Here is a 17,618-nt window from a genome sequence, read left to right on the forward strand (position 1 = left end):
CCGGCCCGCGGACGCGACCGGACGCCGGGCGGGAGGCGCGGGGCCGGGCCGGCACGGGCCTCCCGGGCGGCGGGCGGCGCGACCACCGCACGGTGCAGCACCGCGCGTCGGCTCGGTGCGCGGTTCCGCACTCCGTGCGAGCCCGCGCGCCCGTCACGGAGTGTGGAACCTCGCACCAGACGAATGGACGAGCGAGCGAGCACCCCGCCCACCCCCGCACCCCGCTCCGCGGGATCGCGTAACGAAATCGGCACAGCGATTGACACGCTTCAATCCGCGTGGTTCCATCCTGATTGAAACGTTCTAAACGCAGTGACCGGACCCCGCGACGGCGCGGGATCCGGGTCCGTTTCACCCGGGGTACCCCCGCCCCGGGCCTTACGAGGAGGTAAGGAATGTCAGTTCGTTCCATGACCAAGCGCGCGATCGCCATCGGCGGCGCGACGGTCCTGATCGGCGGGCTCGCCGCGTGCTCGTCCGGCGGCTCCGCCGACGAAGGCGGCGGCAAGGTCGAGATCACCTACCAGGCCGACAACGCCCCGGCCACCGCGGCCACCGCGAAGCCGCTCATCGAGGCCTTCGAGAAGGCCAACCCCGACATCACCGTCAAGTTCGACACCCGCCCCCAGGGCACCGACGGCGACAACCTGATCAAGACCCGGCTGTCGACCGGCGAGGCCGCCGACGTCTTCAACTACAACTCCGGCTCGCTCATGCAGGCCCTCAACCCGGACAACACCCTGGTGGACCTGTCCGAGGAGAAGTGGGCGGGCGACGTCGACCCGCAGTTCACCAAGGTCGTCAGCACCGACAAGGGCATGTACGGCGCCCCGTTCGGCACGAGCTTCGGCGGTGCGGTGCTCTACAACACGAAGGTCTACGACGACCTCGGCCTCAAGGTCCCGACCACCTGGGACGAGTTCGTCAGCAACAGCGAGAAGATCAAGGACGCCGGCGACGTCGCCCCGATCATCCAGACCTACGGCGACACCTGGACCAGCCAGCTGTTCGTCCTCGGCGACTTCGCGAACATCACCGCACAGGACGAGAAGTGGGCGGACGACTACACCGCCAACAAGGAGTCCTACGCCGACGAACCCGCACTCGCCGGGTTCCAGCACCTCGCCGAGGGCAAGGACAAGGACCTCTACAACGAGGACTACGCCTCGGCCACGCAGGCGAACGGCCTGAAGATGCTGGCCGACGGCACCGGTGCGCAGTACCCGATGCTCACGAACGCGATCTCCGCGATCCAGCAGGACTCCCCCGACGCCGTCGACGACATCGGCGCGTTCGCCCTGCCGGCCGAGGACGCCGCGGACACGAACCTGACGATCTGGGAGCCGAACGGCCTGTACATCCCGAAGACGACCACGGGTGACAAGCTGGCGGCGGCGAAGAAGTTCATCGCCTTCGCGAACTCCACCGAGGGCTGCCAGGTGCAGAACGACACCGGCACCCCAGCCGGCCCGTACGTCATCTCGACCTGCTCACTGCCGGACGACGTGCCCCCGATGATCGACGACCTGCAGAAGTACCTGGACGACGGCAAGGCGAGCCCCGCGCTCGAGTTCCTGTCCCCGATCAAGGGCCCGAACCTCGAGAAGATCTGCGTGCAGGTCGGCTCGGGCATCACCACCGCGAGCAAGGGCGCCGACCAGTACGACGACGACGTCGTCCAGCAGGCACAGCAGCTCGGCATCAAGGGCTGGTGATCGGTGTGACCGCGACCCTCACGACGGCGGTGGCCCCGCCGCAGACACGCAAGGCCGGCCGCCCCGGACAAGCGCGCAAGCGGATGCGCTCGTTCTACCCCGCGTGGTTCTTCATCCCCGCGATCGCGCTGTACGTCGTGTTCTTCGCGGTCCCGACCTTCGCCGGGTTCTACTTCTCGCTCACCCGCTGGACGCTGTTCGACCAGACCTTCATCGGCTTCGACAACTTCGTCCGGTTCTTCCAGGACCCGCAGCTCGTCTCCGGGTTCGTGCACACCTTCCAGTACGGCTTCGTGACGAGCGCGGCGAAGGTGGTCCTCGGACTCGCCCTCGCCCTGCTCCTCACGTCGCCCGTGCTGGGGCGCGGCTACCTGCGGGCGGTCGTGTTCTTCCCGGTGCTCGTGTCGACCATCGGCATCGGCATCACGTTCAAGGCGCTGATGGACCCGTTCCACGGGATCATCAACGGCGTGCTGGGTTCGGTCGGCCTGCCCACCCCCGGGTGGCTGACCGACCCGGCGCTCGCGCTGTGGAGCGTCGCCGCGGTGGACGTCTGGAAGGGCGTCGGCATCGCGACGCTCATCTTCATCGCCGGCATCGTGGCGATCCCGCAGGAGTACTTCGAGGCGGCACGGGTCGACGGCGCGAGCGCGTGGTCGATCTTCCGGAACATCACCTTGCCGCTGTCCCGCCCCGCGATGGGCACCGTCATCATCCTGTCGCTCATCGGCGGCCTGCGGTCGTTCGACCTGATCTGGGCGATGACCGGCGGCGGGCCGGGCTTCACGAGCGACGTGATCGCGAGCGTGATCTACAAGCAGTACCAGGCCGGGTTCTACGGCCTGTCCACCGCCGGCAACGTGGTCCTGTTCGTCGTCGTCACGGCGATCATGGTCCCCGTCTCGTGGCTCCTCAACCGCAAGGAGGCGGACCTGTGACCGCCGTCACCACTCCCGGGACCGGTCACGCGCCGGCGTCCGGCAGCCGCCGCCCGACACCGGCGAGCCGGAACCGCCACCCGGGCCGCGCCCGCCGGTGGATCATCGGCTCGATCGCCATCGTCGTCAGCTTCGTCGTGTTCCTGGTGCCGTTCGTCTTCGTCCTGCTCCAGGCCGCGAAGAACCCCGCCGAGGCGAACCAGCTCGGCTTCAGCCTGCCGACCGACTGGCAGCTGTGGCAGAACCTGCAGGCGGTGTTCCAGAGCGGCGACGGCGGGATCCTGCGCGCGTTCTGGAACAGCGCACTGCTCACCGTCGGCAGCGTCACCGTCATGGTCGTGTTCTCCGCGATGGTCGGGTACGTCCTGCAGCGGCGGCCGAGCAAGTGGAACGGCCTGATCAACTTCTTCGTGCTGGCGGGGCTCATCGTGCCGCCGGCGATCGTGCCGACCATCTGGGTGCTGCAGGGGCTCAACCTGTTCAAGACCATGGGCGGGATGGTCCTGATCGAGGCGACCTTCGGCCTGTCGTTCTGCATCCTGCTGTTCCGGGCGTTCGTCGCGACGATCCCGAAGGAGCTCGACGAGGCCGCCGTGCTCGACGGCGCCGGCCCGATCCGCCTGTTCTTCGGGGTGGTGCTGCCGCTGCTCAAGCCGGTGATCATCACGGTCGTGCTCGTGCAGTCGGTGACGGTGTTCAACGACTTCACGAACCCGCTGTACTTCCTGCCGGGGTCCGAGAACGCGACCGTGCAGCAGACGCTCTACGCGTTCCAGAGCCAGTCGGTCAGCCAGCTGAACCTGCTGTTCACCGACGTGCTGCTCATCACGATCCCGCCGCTGATCCTCTACGTCTTCTTCAACCGTCAGATCGTCGCCGGCATGACCAGCGGCGCCGTCAAGGGCTGACCGCCCACCCCGGCCTGGAGGCGCGACCCGCCTCCGCCACACCGCCCAGCCGGGCGGACGGCCGGGCCCACGACCCCCGCACCGGTCGACGACGACCGGTCGCGTGAAAGGACCACCACATGACCACCTGGACCGCACCGTTCATCGCGGCCGACACCGACCTCGGCAGCGCCCCGATCCTGCGTCGGGAGTTCCCCCTCGACGACGGCCACGGCGCCGTCACCGCCGCCACCCTCGACGTCAGCGCCCTCGGCGTCGTCGAGGCCTGGCTCGGCGGGCAGCACGTCTCCGACCACCTGCTCGAACCGGGGTGGACGAGCTACGAGTGGCGCATCCGCGTCGTCTCGCACGACGTCACCGAGCACCTGTCCGACACGCTCCCCGGCCAGCCTGCCGTGCTCGCGCTCGTCATCGGCAACGGCTGGGCCGCCGGACGACTGGCCTGGGGCGGCGGCGGCTGGTACACCGACGAGCGTGCCGGGTTCGCCGAGCTCCGGATCACGTTCGCCGACGGGCACGAGCAGCACGTCACGACCGACACCGACTGGCAGGCCCTGTCGAGCGCGATCACCGCGGACCAGCTCTACGACGGGCAGGACATCGACGCCCGACTCCGCGACGGCTCGTTCCTGACGCCGGGCGAGGTCACCGTGCCCAGCGTCGACGGGCACCGGGGGCGGACGAGCACGGTGCACACGGTCGACATCGGCGAGCGCGAACTCGTCGCCGACACGGTGCCGCCGGTGCGCCCGCTCGCCGAGATCGCCCCGGTGGCGATCTGGACGAGCCCGTCGGGAGCGACCCTGCTCGACTTCGGCGTGAACCTGGTCGGGTGGCTCCGGGTCACCGCGACCGGCCCGGCCGGCACCGTGCTCACCCTGCAGCACGCCGAGGTGCTCGAGCACGACGAGCTCGGCACCCGCCCCTTGCGCACCGCGAAGGCGACGGACCACTTCACCCTGCGCGGTGACGACGAGCCCGAGACGTTCGAGCCCCGGTTCACCTTCCACGGGTTCCGGTACGCGCAGGTCGACGGCTGGCCGGGCACCCACGACGAACTCCGTGCCGCGGTCACCGCCGTGCAGGTCGGGTCGGACCTCACCCGCACCGGCACGTTCGCGTCGAGCCACGAGCTGCTGAACACCTTCCACGACAACGTCGTCCGGGGCATGCAGGGCAACTTCCTGAGCGTGCCGACGGACTGCCCGCAGCGCGACGAGCGACTCGGCTGGACGGGTGACATCGCCGCGTTCGCCCCGACGGCCTCGTACCTGTTCGACACGCGGACGTTCCTGGCCGACTGGCTGCGCGACGTCTGGCTCGAGCAGCAGCACGCCGACGGGGTCATCCCGTTCGTGGTGCCGGACGTGCTGAAGTACTCCCCCGCCGAGGACTTCGGCACGCCCGACGCGACCGCCGTGTGGTCGGACGCCGGCGTCTGGGTGCCGTGGACGCTGTACCAGGCGTACGGCGACACCGCGGTGCTCGAGGAGCAGTTCGACTCGATGGCCGCACACCTGCGCCGGGTCCGTGACCACCTGTCCCCGGAGGACCTGTGGGACACCGTGTTCCAGTTCGGCGACTGGCTCGACCCGGACGCCCCGCCCGAGGCCCCGGCCGACGCGAAGGCCGACAAGGGCGTCGTCGCGACGATCTGCGCCTACCGGTCCGCGACGATCGTGGCGGACGCGGCGGAGCTGTTGGGTGGTCACGAGGCGGAAGCAGTGGAGTTCCGGGAACTCGCCACGCGCCTCCAGGCCGGGTTCCGCACCCACTACCTGCAGGACGACGGCCGGATCCTGTCGGACGCGACCACGGTGTACACGCTGGCGATCGTGTTCGGGATCCTGTCCGAGCAGGAGCAGGCCGTGGCCGGCGAGCGGCTCGCCGAGCTGGTCGAGGCGTCCGGGTACCGGATCTCGACGGGCTTCGCGGGGACCCCGTTCATCACCGACGCGCTGACGCAGACGGGCCACCTGGAGGACGCCTACCGGCTGCTGCTGCAGACGGAGTGCCCGTCGTGGCTGTACCCGGTGACGATGGGCGCGACGACGGTGTGGGAGCGGTGGGACTCGATGCTGCCGGACGGGACGATCAACCCGGGTGAGATGACCTCGTTCAACCACTACGCACTCGGTGCCGTGGCGGACTGGATGCACCGGGTGGTGGGTGGCCTGTCGCCGCTGTCACCGGGGTACTCGGCCGTCCTGATCGCGCCGCAGCCGGGCGGTGGGCTGACGTGGGCGGAGACCTCGCTCGACACCGTGCACGGGCACGTCGCCGTGCGGTGGGAGCTCGTCGACGGGGAGTTGCGCGTCCGGGCGACCGTGCCCGAGGGCGTCTCGGCCGTGGTGCGCCTGCCGGGGGCGCCCGAGCAGCGGGTCGGCGGCGGAACGCACGACCTCCGCGCCCCCGCCGCGGTCCCCGCCGCGTAGGGGTCTGGCTCGCAAAACACCGGTGTTCGCGCGTCGAACCCCCGAACGCGCGTGTTCAACACGTGAACACCGGTGTTTTGCGGCACCAACGGCACCACGACACCACCACGGTTGCGGCAGACCGCCGCGCGCCGTACTGTATGAAACGATTCAATCGCACACGAGGAAGTGACACGATGACATCGACCCCGAGCTTCGCCGGCATCGCCGACCAGCTGGCACGACAGCAGATCGAGCTGCCCAGCTGGGCCTTCGGCAACTCCGGCACCCGCTTCAAGGTGTTCAGCACGCCGGGCACCCCGCGCGACCCCTACGAGAAGATCGCCGACGCCGCCCAGGTGCACGAGTACACCGGCCTGGCCCCCACCGTCGCGCTGCACATCCCGTGGGACCTGGTCGACGACTTCGCCGACCTCAAGCGCCACGCCGAGGAGCACGGGGTGTCGCTCGGCACCGTCAACTCGAACACGTTCCAGGACGACGACTTCAAGTTCGGCGCCCTGACCCACGTCGACGAGACGATCCGGCAGAAGGCGATCGACCACCACCTGCGCTGCATCGACGTGATGGACGCCACCGGCAGCCGCGACCTGAAGATCTGGCTCGCCGAGGGCTCGAACTACCCCGGTCAAGAGGACATGCGCTCCCGCCAGGACCGCCTGCACGAGTCGCTCTCGACGATCTACGACCGCCTCGGTGCCGACCAGCGGCTCGTGCTCGAGTACAAGTTCTTCGAGCCGTCGTTCTACCACACGGACGTCCCCGACTGGGGCACCAGCTACGTGCAGACGGCGGCACTCGGGCCGAAGGCGATGGTCTGCCTCGACACCGGCCACCACGCCCCCGGCACGAACATCGAGTTCATCGTGATGCAGCTCCTGCGCCTCGGCAAGCTCGGTTCCTTCGACTTCAACTCGCGCTTCTACGCCGACGACGACCTGATCGTGGGCGCCGCGGACCCGTTCCAGCTGTTCCGGATCCTGGTCGAGGTCATCCGCGGGGGCGGCTACGACAACCCCGACGTGGCGTTCATGCTCGACCAGTGCCACAACGTCGAGGACAAGATCCCCGGCCAGATCCGCTCGGTGCTCAACGTGCAGGAGATGACGGCCCGCGCGCTGCTCCTCGACCGCGTCGCACTGACCGCCGCGCAGGAGGCGCACGACGTCCTCGGCGCGAACGAGGTCTTCATGGACGCCTACCAGACCGACGTCCGGAAGGACCTGGCCGAGTGGCGCGAGTCCCGCGGGCTGCCGGCGAACCCGATGCGCGCCTACCTGGAGTCCGGGTACCAGCAGTCGATCGCGGCGGACCGCGTCGGCGGCGTCCAGGCCGGCTGGGGCGCGTAGGAACATGACGAACACAGTGGAGGCACGGGTGGACCCCGCAATGCACGGCACCGACGCAGACACCACGATCCGGGCGCTGGTCGCGCGCTCGAACGCGCTCGGCTCGGATCCGCGGATCACGAACTACGCGGGCGGGAACACCTCCGCCAAGGGCACCGACACCGACCCCGTCACGGGCGAACCGGTCGAGCTGCTCTGGGTGAAGGGCTCCGGGGGCGACCTCGGCACCCTCACCCCGGCGGGCCTCGCGGTCCTGCGCGTCGACCGCGTCCGTGCCCTCCAGGACGTCTACCCCGGGGTGGAGCGCGAGGACGAGATGGTCGCCGCCTTCGACTACACGCTGCACGGCAAGGGCGGTGCGGCACCGTCGATCGACACCGCGATGCACGCCCTGGTCGACGCCGCCCACGTCGACCACCTGCACCCCGACGCCGGCATCGCGATCGCCACCGCGGCGGACGGTCCGGCCCTGACCGAGCGGATCTTCGGCGACCGGGTCGTCTGGGTGCCCTGGCGCCGACCCGGGTTCCAGCTCGGGCTCGACATCGCCGCCGTCAAGCGGGACCACCCGCAGGCGATCGGCACGATCCTGGGCGGCCACGGCATCACCGCGTGGGGGGACACGAGCGACGAGGCGCAAGGCAACTCGCGCTGGATCATCGACACCGCCGAGCGGTACCTCGCGGAGCACGGCACGGCCGACCCGTTCGGCGGCGTCCGAGCGGGGTTCGAAGCACTGCCGACCGACGAACGTCACGCACGCGCCGCCGCCCTCGCCCCGACGATCCGCGGTATCGCCGGGCACGACAAGCCGGTGGTCGGGCACTTCACCGACAGCGACGTCGTGCTCGAGTTCCTGGCGAGCGAGCGCGCCGAAGGGCTCGCGGCCCTCGGCACCAGCTGCCCGGACCACTTCCTGCGCACCAAGGTCAAGCCGCTCATACTCGACCTGCCGGCCTCGGCGAGCGTCGACGAGCAGACCGCCCGCCTGCACGAACTGCACGAGCAGTACCGCGCGGACTACCAGGCGTACTACGACCGGCACCGGACGCCGGACTCCCCCGCGATCCGCGGCGCGGACCCGCTCATCGTGCTGGTGCCGGGCGTCGGGATGTTCTCGTACGGCAAGGACGCCCAGACCGCCCGGGTCGGCGGGGAGTTCTACATCAACGCGATCAACGTGATGCGCGGTGCCGAGTCGGTCAGCACCTACGCCCCCATCGACGAGGCCGAGAAGTTCCGGATCGAGTACTGGGCCCTCGAAGAGGCGAAGCTGCAGCGGATGCCCGCGCCCAGGAAGCTCGCGACGCGCATCGCCCTGGTCACGGGGGCTGCGTCCGGCATCGGCAAGGCGATCGCGAAGCGCCTGGCGGCCGAGGGCGCCGCCGTCGTCATCGCAGACCTCGACCTCGAGAAGGCCACCGCAGCGGCGGCCGAGATCGGCGGCCTCGACCAGGCCATCGGCGTCGCCGCGAACGTGACGGACGCCGCCGCGATCGACCAGGCGATCCAGCAGACCCTGCTGCACTTCGGCGGCCTCGACCTCGTCGTCAACAACGCGGGGCTGTCGCTGTCGAAGAGCCTGCTCGAGACCACCGAGCAGGACTGGGACCTGCAGCACGACGTGATGGCGAAGGGGTCGTTCCTGGTGTCGAAGGCCGCGGCGAAGGTGCTCATCGAGCAGGGCCTGGGCGGCGACATCGTCTACATCTCGTCGAAGAACTCGGTGTTCGCCGGGCCGAACAACATCGCGTACTCCGCCACGAAGGCCGACCAGGCCCACCAGGTGCGGTTGCTCGCGGCCGAGCTCGGTGAGCACGGCGTCCGCGTCAACGGCATCAACCCCGACGGGGTCGTGCGCGGCTCCGGCATCTTCGCGAGCGGCTGGGGCGCCAACCGCGCCAAGACGTACGGCATCGAGGAGCAGGACCTCGGCAAGTTCTACGCGCAGCGCACGATCCTGAAGCGCGAGGTCGTGCCCGAGAACGTCGCGAACGCCGTCTACGCCATCTGCACCGACGACTTCTCGCACACCACCGGCCTGCACGTGCCCGTCGACGCCGGTGTCGCCGCGGCCTTCCTGCGGTAGCGACGACCGACGAACACCGAGCAGGAGCAGAGCATGCACACCAGCGGCAGCGTCGCCGCGGTCGACCTCGGGGCCACCAGCGGCCGGGTGATCGTCGGCCACGTCGACCCGGACGGGGTCCGGATGGACCACCTCGCGCGGTTCCCGAACGGCCCCGTCACCCTGCACGAGGGCGACGCCGACACCGGCCGCGACGCCCTGCACTGGGACGTCGTCGAGCTGTACCGACAGGTGACCGAGGGGCTGCGGCGTGCGTTCGCCGAGCACCCCGCGATCGCCGGCATCGGCATCGACTCGTGGGCGGTCGACTACGGCCTGCTCCGCGACGGCCGACTGCTCGGGCTGCCGTCGCACTACCGCGACGACCGGCACCAGGGCGGTGTCGTCCCCGTGCACGACCGGATGTCCGCCACCGAGCTGTACGCCCGGAACGGTCTGCAGCACCTGCCGTTCAACACCCTGTTCCAGTGGGCTGCCGACCCGTCGCTGCAGCTCGCGCAGCGTGCGCTGCTCGTCCCCGACCTGCTCGGGTACTGGCTGACGGGGGTCGAGGCGGCCGAGCGCACGAACGCCTCGACGACCGGGGCCCTGAACGCGACCACCCGTGGGTGGGACCCGGCGGTGCGGGCTGCTGCGGGCCTCCCGGCCGGGCTGCTGCCCACGCTGCGCGACCCGGGCGACCGACTCGGCCCTCTGCTGCCGTCCGTCGCCGCGCTCGTCGGCGGGCAGGCCGACGTGACGCTGGTCGGTTCGCACGACACGGCGAGCGCCGTCGTCGCGGTCCCCGCGACGGAGCCGGACTTCGCCTACATCTCGTCGGGCACGTGGTCGCTCGTCGGCGTCGAGCTCGACGCGCCCGTCCTGTCGGACGCGGCACGACGCGCGAACTGCACGAACGAGGGCGGTGTCGACGGTCGCGTCCGGTTCCTGAAGAACGTGTCCGGACTGTGGTTGCTGTCGGAGAGCGTCCGCACCTGGGAGCGCGGTGGCGACCACGTCGACCTGGAGGCCCTGCTCGCCTCCGCCGCGGCCGTCACCGCCCCGGTCCCCGTCTTCGACCCAGCAGACGAGTCGTTCACGGCACCAGGCGACGTGCCGGCGCGGATCGCCGCGTGGTGCGCGGCGCACGGGCTGAGCGCCCCCGCGTCGCGCGCGGAGTTCGTCCGGAGCATCCTCGAGTCGCTCGCGACGGCGTACGCCGAGACCCTGCGCACCATCGCCGACGTGACCGGCAGGGCCATCCGGGTCGTGCACGTCGTGGGCGGCGGCTCGCAGAACCGCCTGCTGTGCCAGCTGACCGCGGACCGCACCGGCCTGCCGGTCGTGGCCGGCCCGGTCGAGGCCACCGCACTCGGCAACGTGCTGGTGCAGGCGCGCGCCGTCGGACTCGCAGGCCTCGGAGGGGCTTCACTGGAGGCACTCCGCAGCGTCGTCGCACGGAGCGTCGAGCCCGTGCGGTACACCCCCTCGGCGTCGTCGCGCGCCGACCCCGATCGATCCCCCGTCAGGAGCCACGCATGACCACGACCGACGACCAGCACCGGATCGACCCCGCAACCGGCGCACCGGCGCCCGCGACCGGGTCCGCGTCCGCCGCTCGCACGCGGGTCAAGCGGCAGCTGCCGACGGTGCGGGACCTCGCGCCGCTCATGCAGTTCAAGAAGCCGTCGCTGCCGGGTCGACGGCAGCGCCTCGAACAGGCCTTGACGATCTGGGACCTCCGGGACATCGCCGCCCGGCGCACCCCGAAGGCCGCGTTCGACTACACCGAGGGTGCGGCCGAGGCGGAGATCTCACTGGCCCGCGCGCGGCAGGCGTTCGAGGACATCGAGTTCACCCCGGCGATCCTGCGGGACGTGTCGAGGGTGGACACCTCACGCCAGGTGCTCGGGGCGCCGGTGTCGTACCCGTTCGGCATCGCGCCGACGGGTTTCACGCGGATGATGCAGACCGAGGGCGAGCGGGCCGGCGCCCGGGCCGCCGGACGTGCCGGCATCCCGTTCTCGCTCTCCACGATGGGCACCACCGCGATCGAGGACGTCCGCGACGCCAACCCGCACGGGCGCAACTGGTTCCAGCTGTACATGTGGAAGGACCGCGAGAAGTCGATGGCGCTGGTCTCCCGCGCCCAGCAGGCCGGCTTCGACACCCTGCTCGTCACGGTGGACGTCCCCGTCGCGGGTGCGCGGCTGCGGGACAAGCGGAACGGGTTCTCGATCCCGCCGCAGCTGAGTGCCCGGACCGTGGTGAACGCGATCCCGCGGCCGTGGTGGTGGTTCGACTTCCTGACCACCGAGCCGCTGGCGTTCGCATCGCTCGACCGCTGGTCCGGCACCGTCGGCGAGCTGCTCGACCACATGTTCGACCCGACCGTCACCTACGAGGACCTCGCCTGGATCCGCGACCAGTGGCAGGGCAAGGTCGTCGTGAAGGGCGTGCAGTCACTGGCCGACGCCAAGCGCCTGGCCGACCTGGGGGTCGACGGCATCACGCTGTCGAACCACGGCGGCCGACAGCTCGACCGCGCCCCCGTCCCCTTCCACCTGCTGCCCTCCGTGGTGAAGGAGGTCGGGAAGGACACCGAGGTGCACCTCGACACGGGCATCATGTCCGGCGCCGACATCGTCGCTGCCGTGGCCCTCGGCGCGAAGTTCACGATGGTCGGCCGCGCCTACCTGTACGGGCTGATGGCCGGTGGCGAGGCCGGCGTGGACCGGATGATCCAGATCCTGTCCGAGCAGATCGAGCGGACCATGCGGCTGCTCGGGGTGGCCTCGCTCGACGAGCTCGAGCCGGGGCACGTGACGCAGCTGCAGCGGTTGCAGCCGATCCCCCGGGTCTGACCCGTCGGCTCGCCGCACGTTGCACCGTGCACGTTCGACGGTCGGACACCGGGCGTTCGTCGGTCGATTTCCGTGACGCCCCCCGAACGGGTCACAAATGATGCAAGATGTCCGTGGACGTGTCAACGAAACCCTCGGCATCCGGCCGGCTGATGCTTCCGTCCCTCCCCGCATCCTGCGCCCGAGCATCCACGAGGAGCCCGACATCTCGACCCGAAGCACGTGCACGCCCTCGAGCGGCACGACCACACGGACCACGTCCACACCCCCGGCCACCCGAGGGGGCACCCGATGATCCGCCACCGCGCGATCCTGGCGGTCGCGACCGCCGGCGCCCTGGTCCTCGGTGTCCCCACCGCCGCCTCCGCCCGCACCTGGTGGGGCTGGGACGGCGAACGCCGCTGGCACAACGCCCCGGTGAACCCCACCCCGACGCCGGCCCCGGACGAGACGGAGACCCCGGCCCCCACCGACGAGTGGACCCCGGATGCGGAGCCCGAGCAGGACTCCGCGCCGATCGACGACTCCGCCCCCGTCGCCGAGCCCGCCCCCGAGGCCGCGCCGGAAGCGGTGCCCGAAGCGGAGGGCTCCCCCGCGGACCTGTCCGCGATCGCACCCGACGCCTCGTTCGTCGAGGACTTCAGCAAGGACGCCGTCACGGGCCTGGTCTCGTCGCTGTACCCGCAGTCGTGGCAGGCCTACCCCGACGGCACCTCGGGCATCTACGCGCCGAGCAAGACCGTGTCGGTGCACGACGGCGTGATGGACGTCGCCCTCGGCACCGGTGCCGGAGCGGCCGGCACCTTCGGCTCCTCCGACGGCGCCTGGGACCACGTCGGCGGCTCGTTCTCGGTCCGCGCGAAGGCGACCGGCGGCGACGGCAACGGCGCGGCCTTCATGCTGTGGCCGACGTCGAACGTGTGGGCCGACGGCGAGATCGACTTCCCCGAGGGCAACTTCGAGGACAGCCCCTCGGTGTTCCACCACTCGATGACCCCGGGCAAGGAAGCCGAGCGCGTCCAGCTCGGCACCGGCGTCTCGTGGCGCGACTGGCACACCTACAAGGTCGACTGGGTCCCCGGTGAGTCCGTCACGTACAGCGTCGACGGCAAGGTCCTCGGCACGATCACGCACGACGTGCCGACGACCCCGCACCGCTTCATGTTCCAGGTCGGCAACTGGGGCGAGCGGGGCAACCTGCTCATCGACTGGGTCTCGACGACCGAGTAGCGTCCGCGGGTCCGCACCACGGACGGACGGGAGGCCCGGTGCCAGCTGGCACCGGGCCTCCCGTCCGTCTGCGTGGCCGCGTTCCGGGCGTCACGCGCGCCGCTCAGAAGAGCGCGTTCAGGTCTGCGTAGTCCACCCCGGCCACCAGCGAGTCGTAGGTGCCGGAGGTCAGGAGTTCGGCCGTGGCCTGCCGAGCGACGGCGTACGCCGCCTGCGCGACGGCGGAACCGAGACTGATGCGGGCCACACCGAGACGGGCGAGTTCCGACACGGTCGGCGACCCCGGACCGGCCATCACGTTCACCGGGCCGTCGATCGACTCCACCAGCGCACGGATGGTCTCGACGTCTCGGACTCCGGGGACGAAGACGCCGTCCGCGCCGGCTCCGCGGTAGCGACGAGCACGCTGGAGCGTCTCGGCCAGGAGTCGTTCGGGATCGACGAGACCGGCGAGGTGGACATCGGTCCGTGCGTTGACGAACAAGGGCACCCCGGCTCGTTCCGCCGCGCGCCGGGCCGCCCCGATCCGGTCGGCGAGCGCATCCGGATGCAACCTGCCGTCCTCGATGTTGATGCCGACGGCGCCCGCTTCGAGCACCGAGTCCACCGTGCGCGCCACGCCGTCCGCGTCGTCGGCGTACCCGGACTCGACGTCGACGGTGACCGGCACCGACACCGAAGCCGCGATCCGCGCGACCGCGTCCATCGCTTCCGCGCGGGTCAGGGTGTTCCCGTCCGGTCGTCCGAGGGACCAGGCGACGCCCGCACTGGTCGTGGCGATCGCGGTCGCGCCGGCGTCCTCGACGAGTCGGGCGCTCGCGGCGTCCCAGACGTTGACGAGGACGAGTGGCCGGGCTGGGTGGTCGTGGAGGCCGTGGAAGGTGGCGGCTCTGGTCGAAGTCGTGTTCACCCCTCGATCCCATCGGTCCGAGCGCCGACGAGCTGGCGGATTCCGGACGACGCGGTGGCGCCGCTCAGCCCTCGGGGAGAGGAGACCTGCTCAGCAGGCGCATCGTGCTGCTGCTCAGAGCTTCTCGTCGACGAGCGCGATGAAGCGGCTGCCGATGCCCTCGACCTCACGCCGCGTCAGGCCGGCGGTGGGCTCGGGCGCCTGGTACGGGGCGTGGTAGTCGCACATCAGGTAGTCCCATTCGGGCCACCACTTCTTCGGGCGCGCCTCTTCGGCGAAGCCGCAGACCACGCACTCCAGGCGCGTCCAGACCTTCTTGGTGCCGGTGCGGTTGGCGCGGGACTGCACGAGCCAGGCGGGCGGGTCCTGCTCGATCGCGTCGAGCTCCGCTTCGCTCAGGCGCGACGGGATGCCGTGGCGGGTCGCCATCTCGAGGGGGATGTCGAGCCGGACGGCGGCTTCGCGGCGGGAGAGCATCCGTCCAGGGTAGGTCCTGCCACCTCCCACCTCGAACTGCGTCAACGGTCGAGGGCTCCGACCGCGGACTTTCCTCGAGCGGGCAGTCCGTGTATGGTCTCGATCACTGAGGTAAAAGGCGCCGCGATCTGCGACGCACCAGCACGCGGCATCGAACGAGTCGCCACTTCTTCCCTCGAAGGAGTGCGCCATCGTGTCCCCCAGTCCCGCTCTCACCACCCGGCACGTGCCCGCCGGTGACTCGTCGCCTCGTCTGCGCGACGCCTGGATCGCCCTCGCCGGACTGTCCGCGGTGTTCCTGTTCGAGATGCTCGACAACTCCGTGCTCAACGTCGCCCTGCCGACGATCGGCCGCGACCTGGGCTCGTCGACCACGGGCCTGCAGTGGGTCTCGGGCGCTTACTCGGTCGCCTTCGGAGGGCTGATGCTGCTCTTCGGCGCCGTCGCCGACCGCATCGGACGCCGTCGGGTCATGCTCGCCGGTCTCGTCCTGCTGGCCCTGGCGAGCCTCGCCACGGCGGTGGTCACGTCGACCGAGCAGCTGATCGCCGTGCGGGTCGTGATGGGCGTCGCCGCGGCGATGACGACGCCCGGGTCGATGGCGCTGGCGTTCCGCCTCTTCGACGACGAAGGCCTCCGGGTGCGGGCGCTCACTGTCATCTCGACGGCCGGGCTCGTGGGGCTGGCAATCGGTCCGACCGTCGGCGGGTTCGTGCTGGCCGTCGCCCCGTGGCAGGTGCTGCTGCTGGCCGACGTGCCGATCGCGGTCCTCGCGCTCGTCGGCATCCGGTTGGGTGTCGCCCGCGACGAGGTGGCGGGGCTCCGTCGCGATCCGGTCGACGTGGTCGGAGCGCTGCTCGGCACCGTGACCACGGCCGGAGCACTCGTGGCGCCGACGATCCTGGTCGAGTCCGGAGCTACCGGCTGGTGGGGGTGGGCCGTCCTCGCCCTCGCCGCCACGTGCGCGGTGGGGTTCGTCGCCCGCGAGCGGACCGCGCGGCACCCGCTGATCGACCTGCACCTGCTCGCCCGACCACTCGTCTCGAGCGGCCTCGCGTTCAAGGCCGCGTCGGGTCTGGCCGTCGCCGGACTGTCGTACCTCGTGACCCTGCAGCTGCAGTTCGCCTGGGGCTGGCCGCCGGCCCTGGCCGCGGTCGGGACGCTGCCGCAGGTGGTCGTGCTGCTCGTCGGCGGCCGCTTCGTCGGGCCGTTCGTGCAGCGGGTCGGCCTGGGCCGCGCCGCCTGGATGAGCGCCGCCTCGGTCGTCGCAGGGCTCGCGGTCTTCGGCGCCCTGAGCCGGCACGGGTACCCGTGGGTGCTCGTCGCGCTCGTGCTGGTCGCCGCCGGCATGCGGGTCGTCGGCGTCGTCGCCGGCGCGTCGGTCCTCACGGGACTGCCCGCGGACCGCACCTCCGTCGGAGCTGCGCTCGTCGACACCTCGAGCGAGCTCGCGGGCGGTGCCGCCGTCGCCGCGGCGGGGACCATCGTCGCCGCCTTCGTCGCCGGGAGCATCACCACGACCACCTGGACCGCCGCCCGGCTCGAGGGCTTCCAGGACGCCCTCACCGTCGCCGGCCTCGGCCTCGCCGCGGTCACAGCGCTGCTCGTCGTGGTCGGCATGCTCCGAGCCCGGCCCACCGAACAGGGAGACGCGGCCCCGTCCGAACCTGCCGACACCACCCCTGCACACACCGACCCGATCACCATCACCGAGGAGACCTCCCGTGCCTGACACCATCGCCCTCCCCCGCCCGCCGTTCGATCCCGAGTTCGTGCCCTTCCTCACGGCCATGGACGCGCGAGGCCGCTTCCACCTCACGACCCAGATGCTGCCGCAGATGCGACAACTGGACATGACGGAGGCGCAGCTCGACGAAGGACTGCGTGCTCGCGGCCTCGAGCGGAGCAGCGTCACGATCCCGGGGCACCGCGGCGACCCGATCGACCTCGCCGTGATCCAACGCACCGGCCGCACCGGCACGGCTGCCCTGGCCTACGCGATCCACGGCGGCGGCATGATGTTCGGCCACCACCTCGGCAACCTCGACTCCTACGACGAGTGGCTGCTGGTGCACGACGTCGTCCTGGTCAGCCCCGACTACCGCCTGGCGCCGGAACACCCGGACCCGTACCCGGTCGAGGACTGCTACGCCGGTCTCGTCTGGGCAGCCGAGCACGCCGACGAACTCGGCATCGACCCGGAGCGCATCGTCCTCGTCGGGCAGAGCGCCGGTGCCGGTCTCGCCGCCGGCACGGCCCTCCTGGCCCGCGACCGACAGGGGCCCTCCGTCCTCGGCCAGGTGCTCGTGAGTCCCATGCTCGACGACCGCGACGCGACACTGTCGGCTCGGCAGTTCGACGGTGTCGGGGTCGCCGACCGGGAGATGACACGGTTCGGCTGGGACGCCTACCTCGGTGACCGGCGGGGTGGCGAGGACGTCTCCGTCTACGCTGCGCCCGGCCGCGCGACCGACCTCACCGGGCTCCCGCCCGCGTACATCGACTGCGGCAGCACCGAGGTGTTCCGCGACGAGACCGTCGCCTACGCCAGCTCGCTGTGGGCGGCAGGAGTCCAGGCGGAACTGCACGTGTGGCCGGGAGCGTTCCACGGATCGACGAGCATGATGCCCGACGCGACGCTGTCGCGGCGGGCCGTGCAGGCTCTGCGCGAGTTCACCGGGCGTCTCCTCAGCCCGGCGGTTTGACGGCAGTCCCGGCACGAGC

General features: G+C 71.1%; 13 protein-coding genes. 11 read left to right on the forward strand and 2 right to left on the reverse strand.

Translation table 11 applies throughout. From position 1 onward, the window contains the following. The first annotated feature begins 395 nt into the window (after positions 1-395). From FFG40_RS15615 to FFG40_RS17335, 9 genes are all read left to right on the forward strand, one after another. Positions 396-1,715, forward strand: coding sequence for an ABC transporter substrate-binding protein (locus FFG40_RS15615; protein ID WP_138803959.1), 1,320 nt, complete (start codon positions 396-398; stop codon positions 1,713-1,715). A 5-nt stretch (positions 1,716-1,720) separates the two neighbouring features. Continuing rightward, positions 1,721-2,653 carry a carbohydrate ABC transporter permease gene (locus tag FFG40_RS15620; RefSeq protein WP_260678916.1) on the forward strand — a complete coding sequence of 311 codons (933 nt, stop codon included), beginning with the start codon at positions 1,721-1,723 and terminating at the stop codon, positions 2,651-2,653. Positions 2,654-2,754: 101 nt separating this feature from the next. Beyond that, positions 2,755-3,561, forward strand: a complete 807-nt coding sequence (locus FFG40_RS15625; protein ID WP_260678917.1) for a carbohydrate ABC transporter permease — start codon at positions 2,755-2,757, stop codon at positions 3,559-3,561. A 119-nt stretch (positions 3,562-3,680) separates the two neighbouring features. After that, on the forward strand, positions 3,681-5,996 hold the full coding sequence (locus tag FFG40_RS15630; RefSeq protein ID WP_138803961.1) for a family 78 glycoside hydrolase catalytic domain: 2,316 nt from the start codon (positions 3,681-3,683) through the stop codon (positions 5,994-5,996). Between the two features lie 176 nt (positions 5,997-6,172). Beyond that, positions 6,173-7,345, forward strand: coding sequence for an L-rhamnose isomerase (gene rhaI, locus FFG40_RS15635; protein WP_138803962.1), 1,173 nt, complete (start codon positions 6,173-6,175; stop codon positions 7,343-7,345). 40 nt (positions 7,346-7,385) lie between these two features. Further along, positions 7,386-9,434, forward strand: coding sequence for a bifunctional aldolase/short-chain dehydrogenase (locus FFG40_RS15640; protein WP_138803963.1), 2,049 nt, complete (start codon positions 7,386-7,388; stop codon positions 9,432-9,434). A gap of 33 nt (positions 9,435-9,467) precedes the next feature. Then, a complete protein-coding gene (locus FFG40_RS15645; protein WP_138803964.1) occupies positions 9,468-10,955 on the forward strand; it encodes a rhamnulokinase family protein in 1,488 nt (495 codons plus the stop codon). Further along, positions 10,952-12,277 carry an alpha-hydroxy acid oxidase gene (locus FFG40_RS15650; RefSeq protein WP_185974213.1) on the forward strand — a complete coding sequence of 442 codons (1,326 nt, stop codon included), beginning with the start codon at positions 10,952-10,954 and terminating at the stop codon, positions 12,275-12,277. Before FFG40_RS15645 ends, FFG40_RS15650 begins: the two co-directional genes overlap by 4 nt. A gap of 291 nt (positions 12,278-12,568) precedes the next feature. Next, a complete protein-coding gene (locus FFG40_RS17335; RefSeq protein WP_260678890.1) occupies positions 12,569-13,507 on the forward strand; it encodes a glycoside hydrolase family 16 protein in 939 nt (312 codons plus the stop codon). 103 nt (positions 13,508-13,610) lie between these two features. Here FFG40_RS17335 and FFG40_RS15660 read toward each other — a convergent pair whose 3' ends face one another. Both FFG40_RS15660 and FFG40_RS15665 read right to left on the reverse strand, forming a co-directional pair. Further along, positions 13,611-14,417, reverse strand: coding sequence for an isocitrate lyase/phosphoenolpyruvate mutase family protein (locus tag FFG40_RS15660; protein ID WP_138803965.1), 807 nt, complete (start codon positions 14,415-14,417; stop codon positions 13,611-13,613). A 114-nt stretch (positions 14,418-14,531) separates the two neighbouring features. Beyond that, on the reverse strand, positions 14,532-14,894 hold the full coding sequence (locus tag FFG40_RS15665; RefSeq protein WP_138803966.1) for a hypothetical protein: 363 nt from the start codon (positions 14,892-14,894) through the stop codon (positions 14,532-14,534). A gap of 193 nt (positions 14,895-15,087) precedes the next feature. On the opposite strand from FFG40_RS15665, the gene FFG40_RS15670 reads away from it, so the two are divergent. Both FFG40_RS15670 and FFG40_RS15675 read left to right on the forward strand, forming a co-directional pair. Further along, entirely contained in the window at positions 15,088-16,626 is a 1,539-nt protein-coding gene (locus tag FFG40_RS15670) for an MFS transporter (RefSeq protein WP_313900875.1), read from the forward strand. Beyond that, positions 16,619-17,599 carry an alpha/beta hydrolase gene (locus FFG40_RS15675; RefSeq protein WP_138803967.1) on the forward strand — a complete coding sequence of 327 codons (981 nt, stop codon included), beginning with the start codon at positions 16,619-16,621 and terminating at the stop codon, positions 17,597-17,599. The genes FFG40_RS15670 and FFG40_RS15675 overlap by 8 nt, the downstream gene beginning before the upstream one ends. Positions 17,600-17,618 lie beyond the last annotated feature (19 nt).

The organism is Curtobacterium sp. KBS0715 (assembly GCF_005938005.2).
Lineage (GTDB): Bacteria > Actinomycetota > Actinomycetes > Actinomycetales > Microbacteriaceae > Curtobacterium > Curtobacterium flaccumfaciens.

Excerpts from the sequence above, each read along its gene's own strand:
- FFG40_RS15615 (WP_138803959.1), top strand. The coding sequence starts at position 396 with ATGTCAGTTCGTTCCATGACCAAGCGCGCGATCGCCATCGGCGGCGCG.
- FFG40_RS15630 (WP_138803961.1), top strand. The coding sequence starts at position 3,681 with ATGACCACCTGGACCGCACCGTTCATCGCGGCCGACACCGACCTCGGC.
- rhaI (WP_138803962.1), top strand. The coding sequence starts at position 6,173 with ATGACATCGACCCCGAGCTTCGCCGGCATCGCCGACCAGCTGGCACGA.
- FFG40_RS15640 (WP_138803963.1), top strand. The coding sequence starts at position 7,386 with ATGCACGGCACCGACGCAGACACCACGATCCGGGCGCTGGTCGCGCGC.
- FFG40_RS15645 (WP_138803964.1), top strand. The coding sequence starts at position 9,468 with ATGCACACCAGCGGCAGCGTCGCCGCGGTCGACCTCGGGGCCACCAGC.
- FFG40_RS15650 (WP_185974213.1), top strand. The coding sequence starts at position 10,952 with ATGACCACGACCGACGACCAGCACCGGATCGACCCCGCAACCGGCGCA.
- FFG40_RS17335 (WP_260678890.1), top strand. The coding sequence starts at position 12,569 with ATGATCCGCCACCGCGCGATCCTGGCGGTCGCGACCGCCGGCGCCCTG.
- FFG40_RS15665 (WP_138803966.1), bottom strand. The coding sequence starts at position 14,894 with ATGCTCTCCCGCCGCGAAGCCGCCGTCCGGCTCGACATCCCCCTCGAG.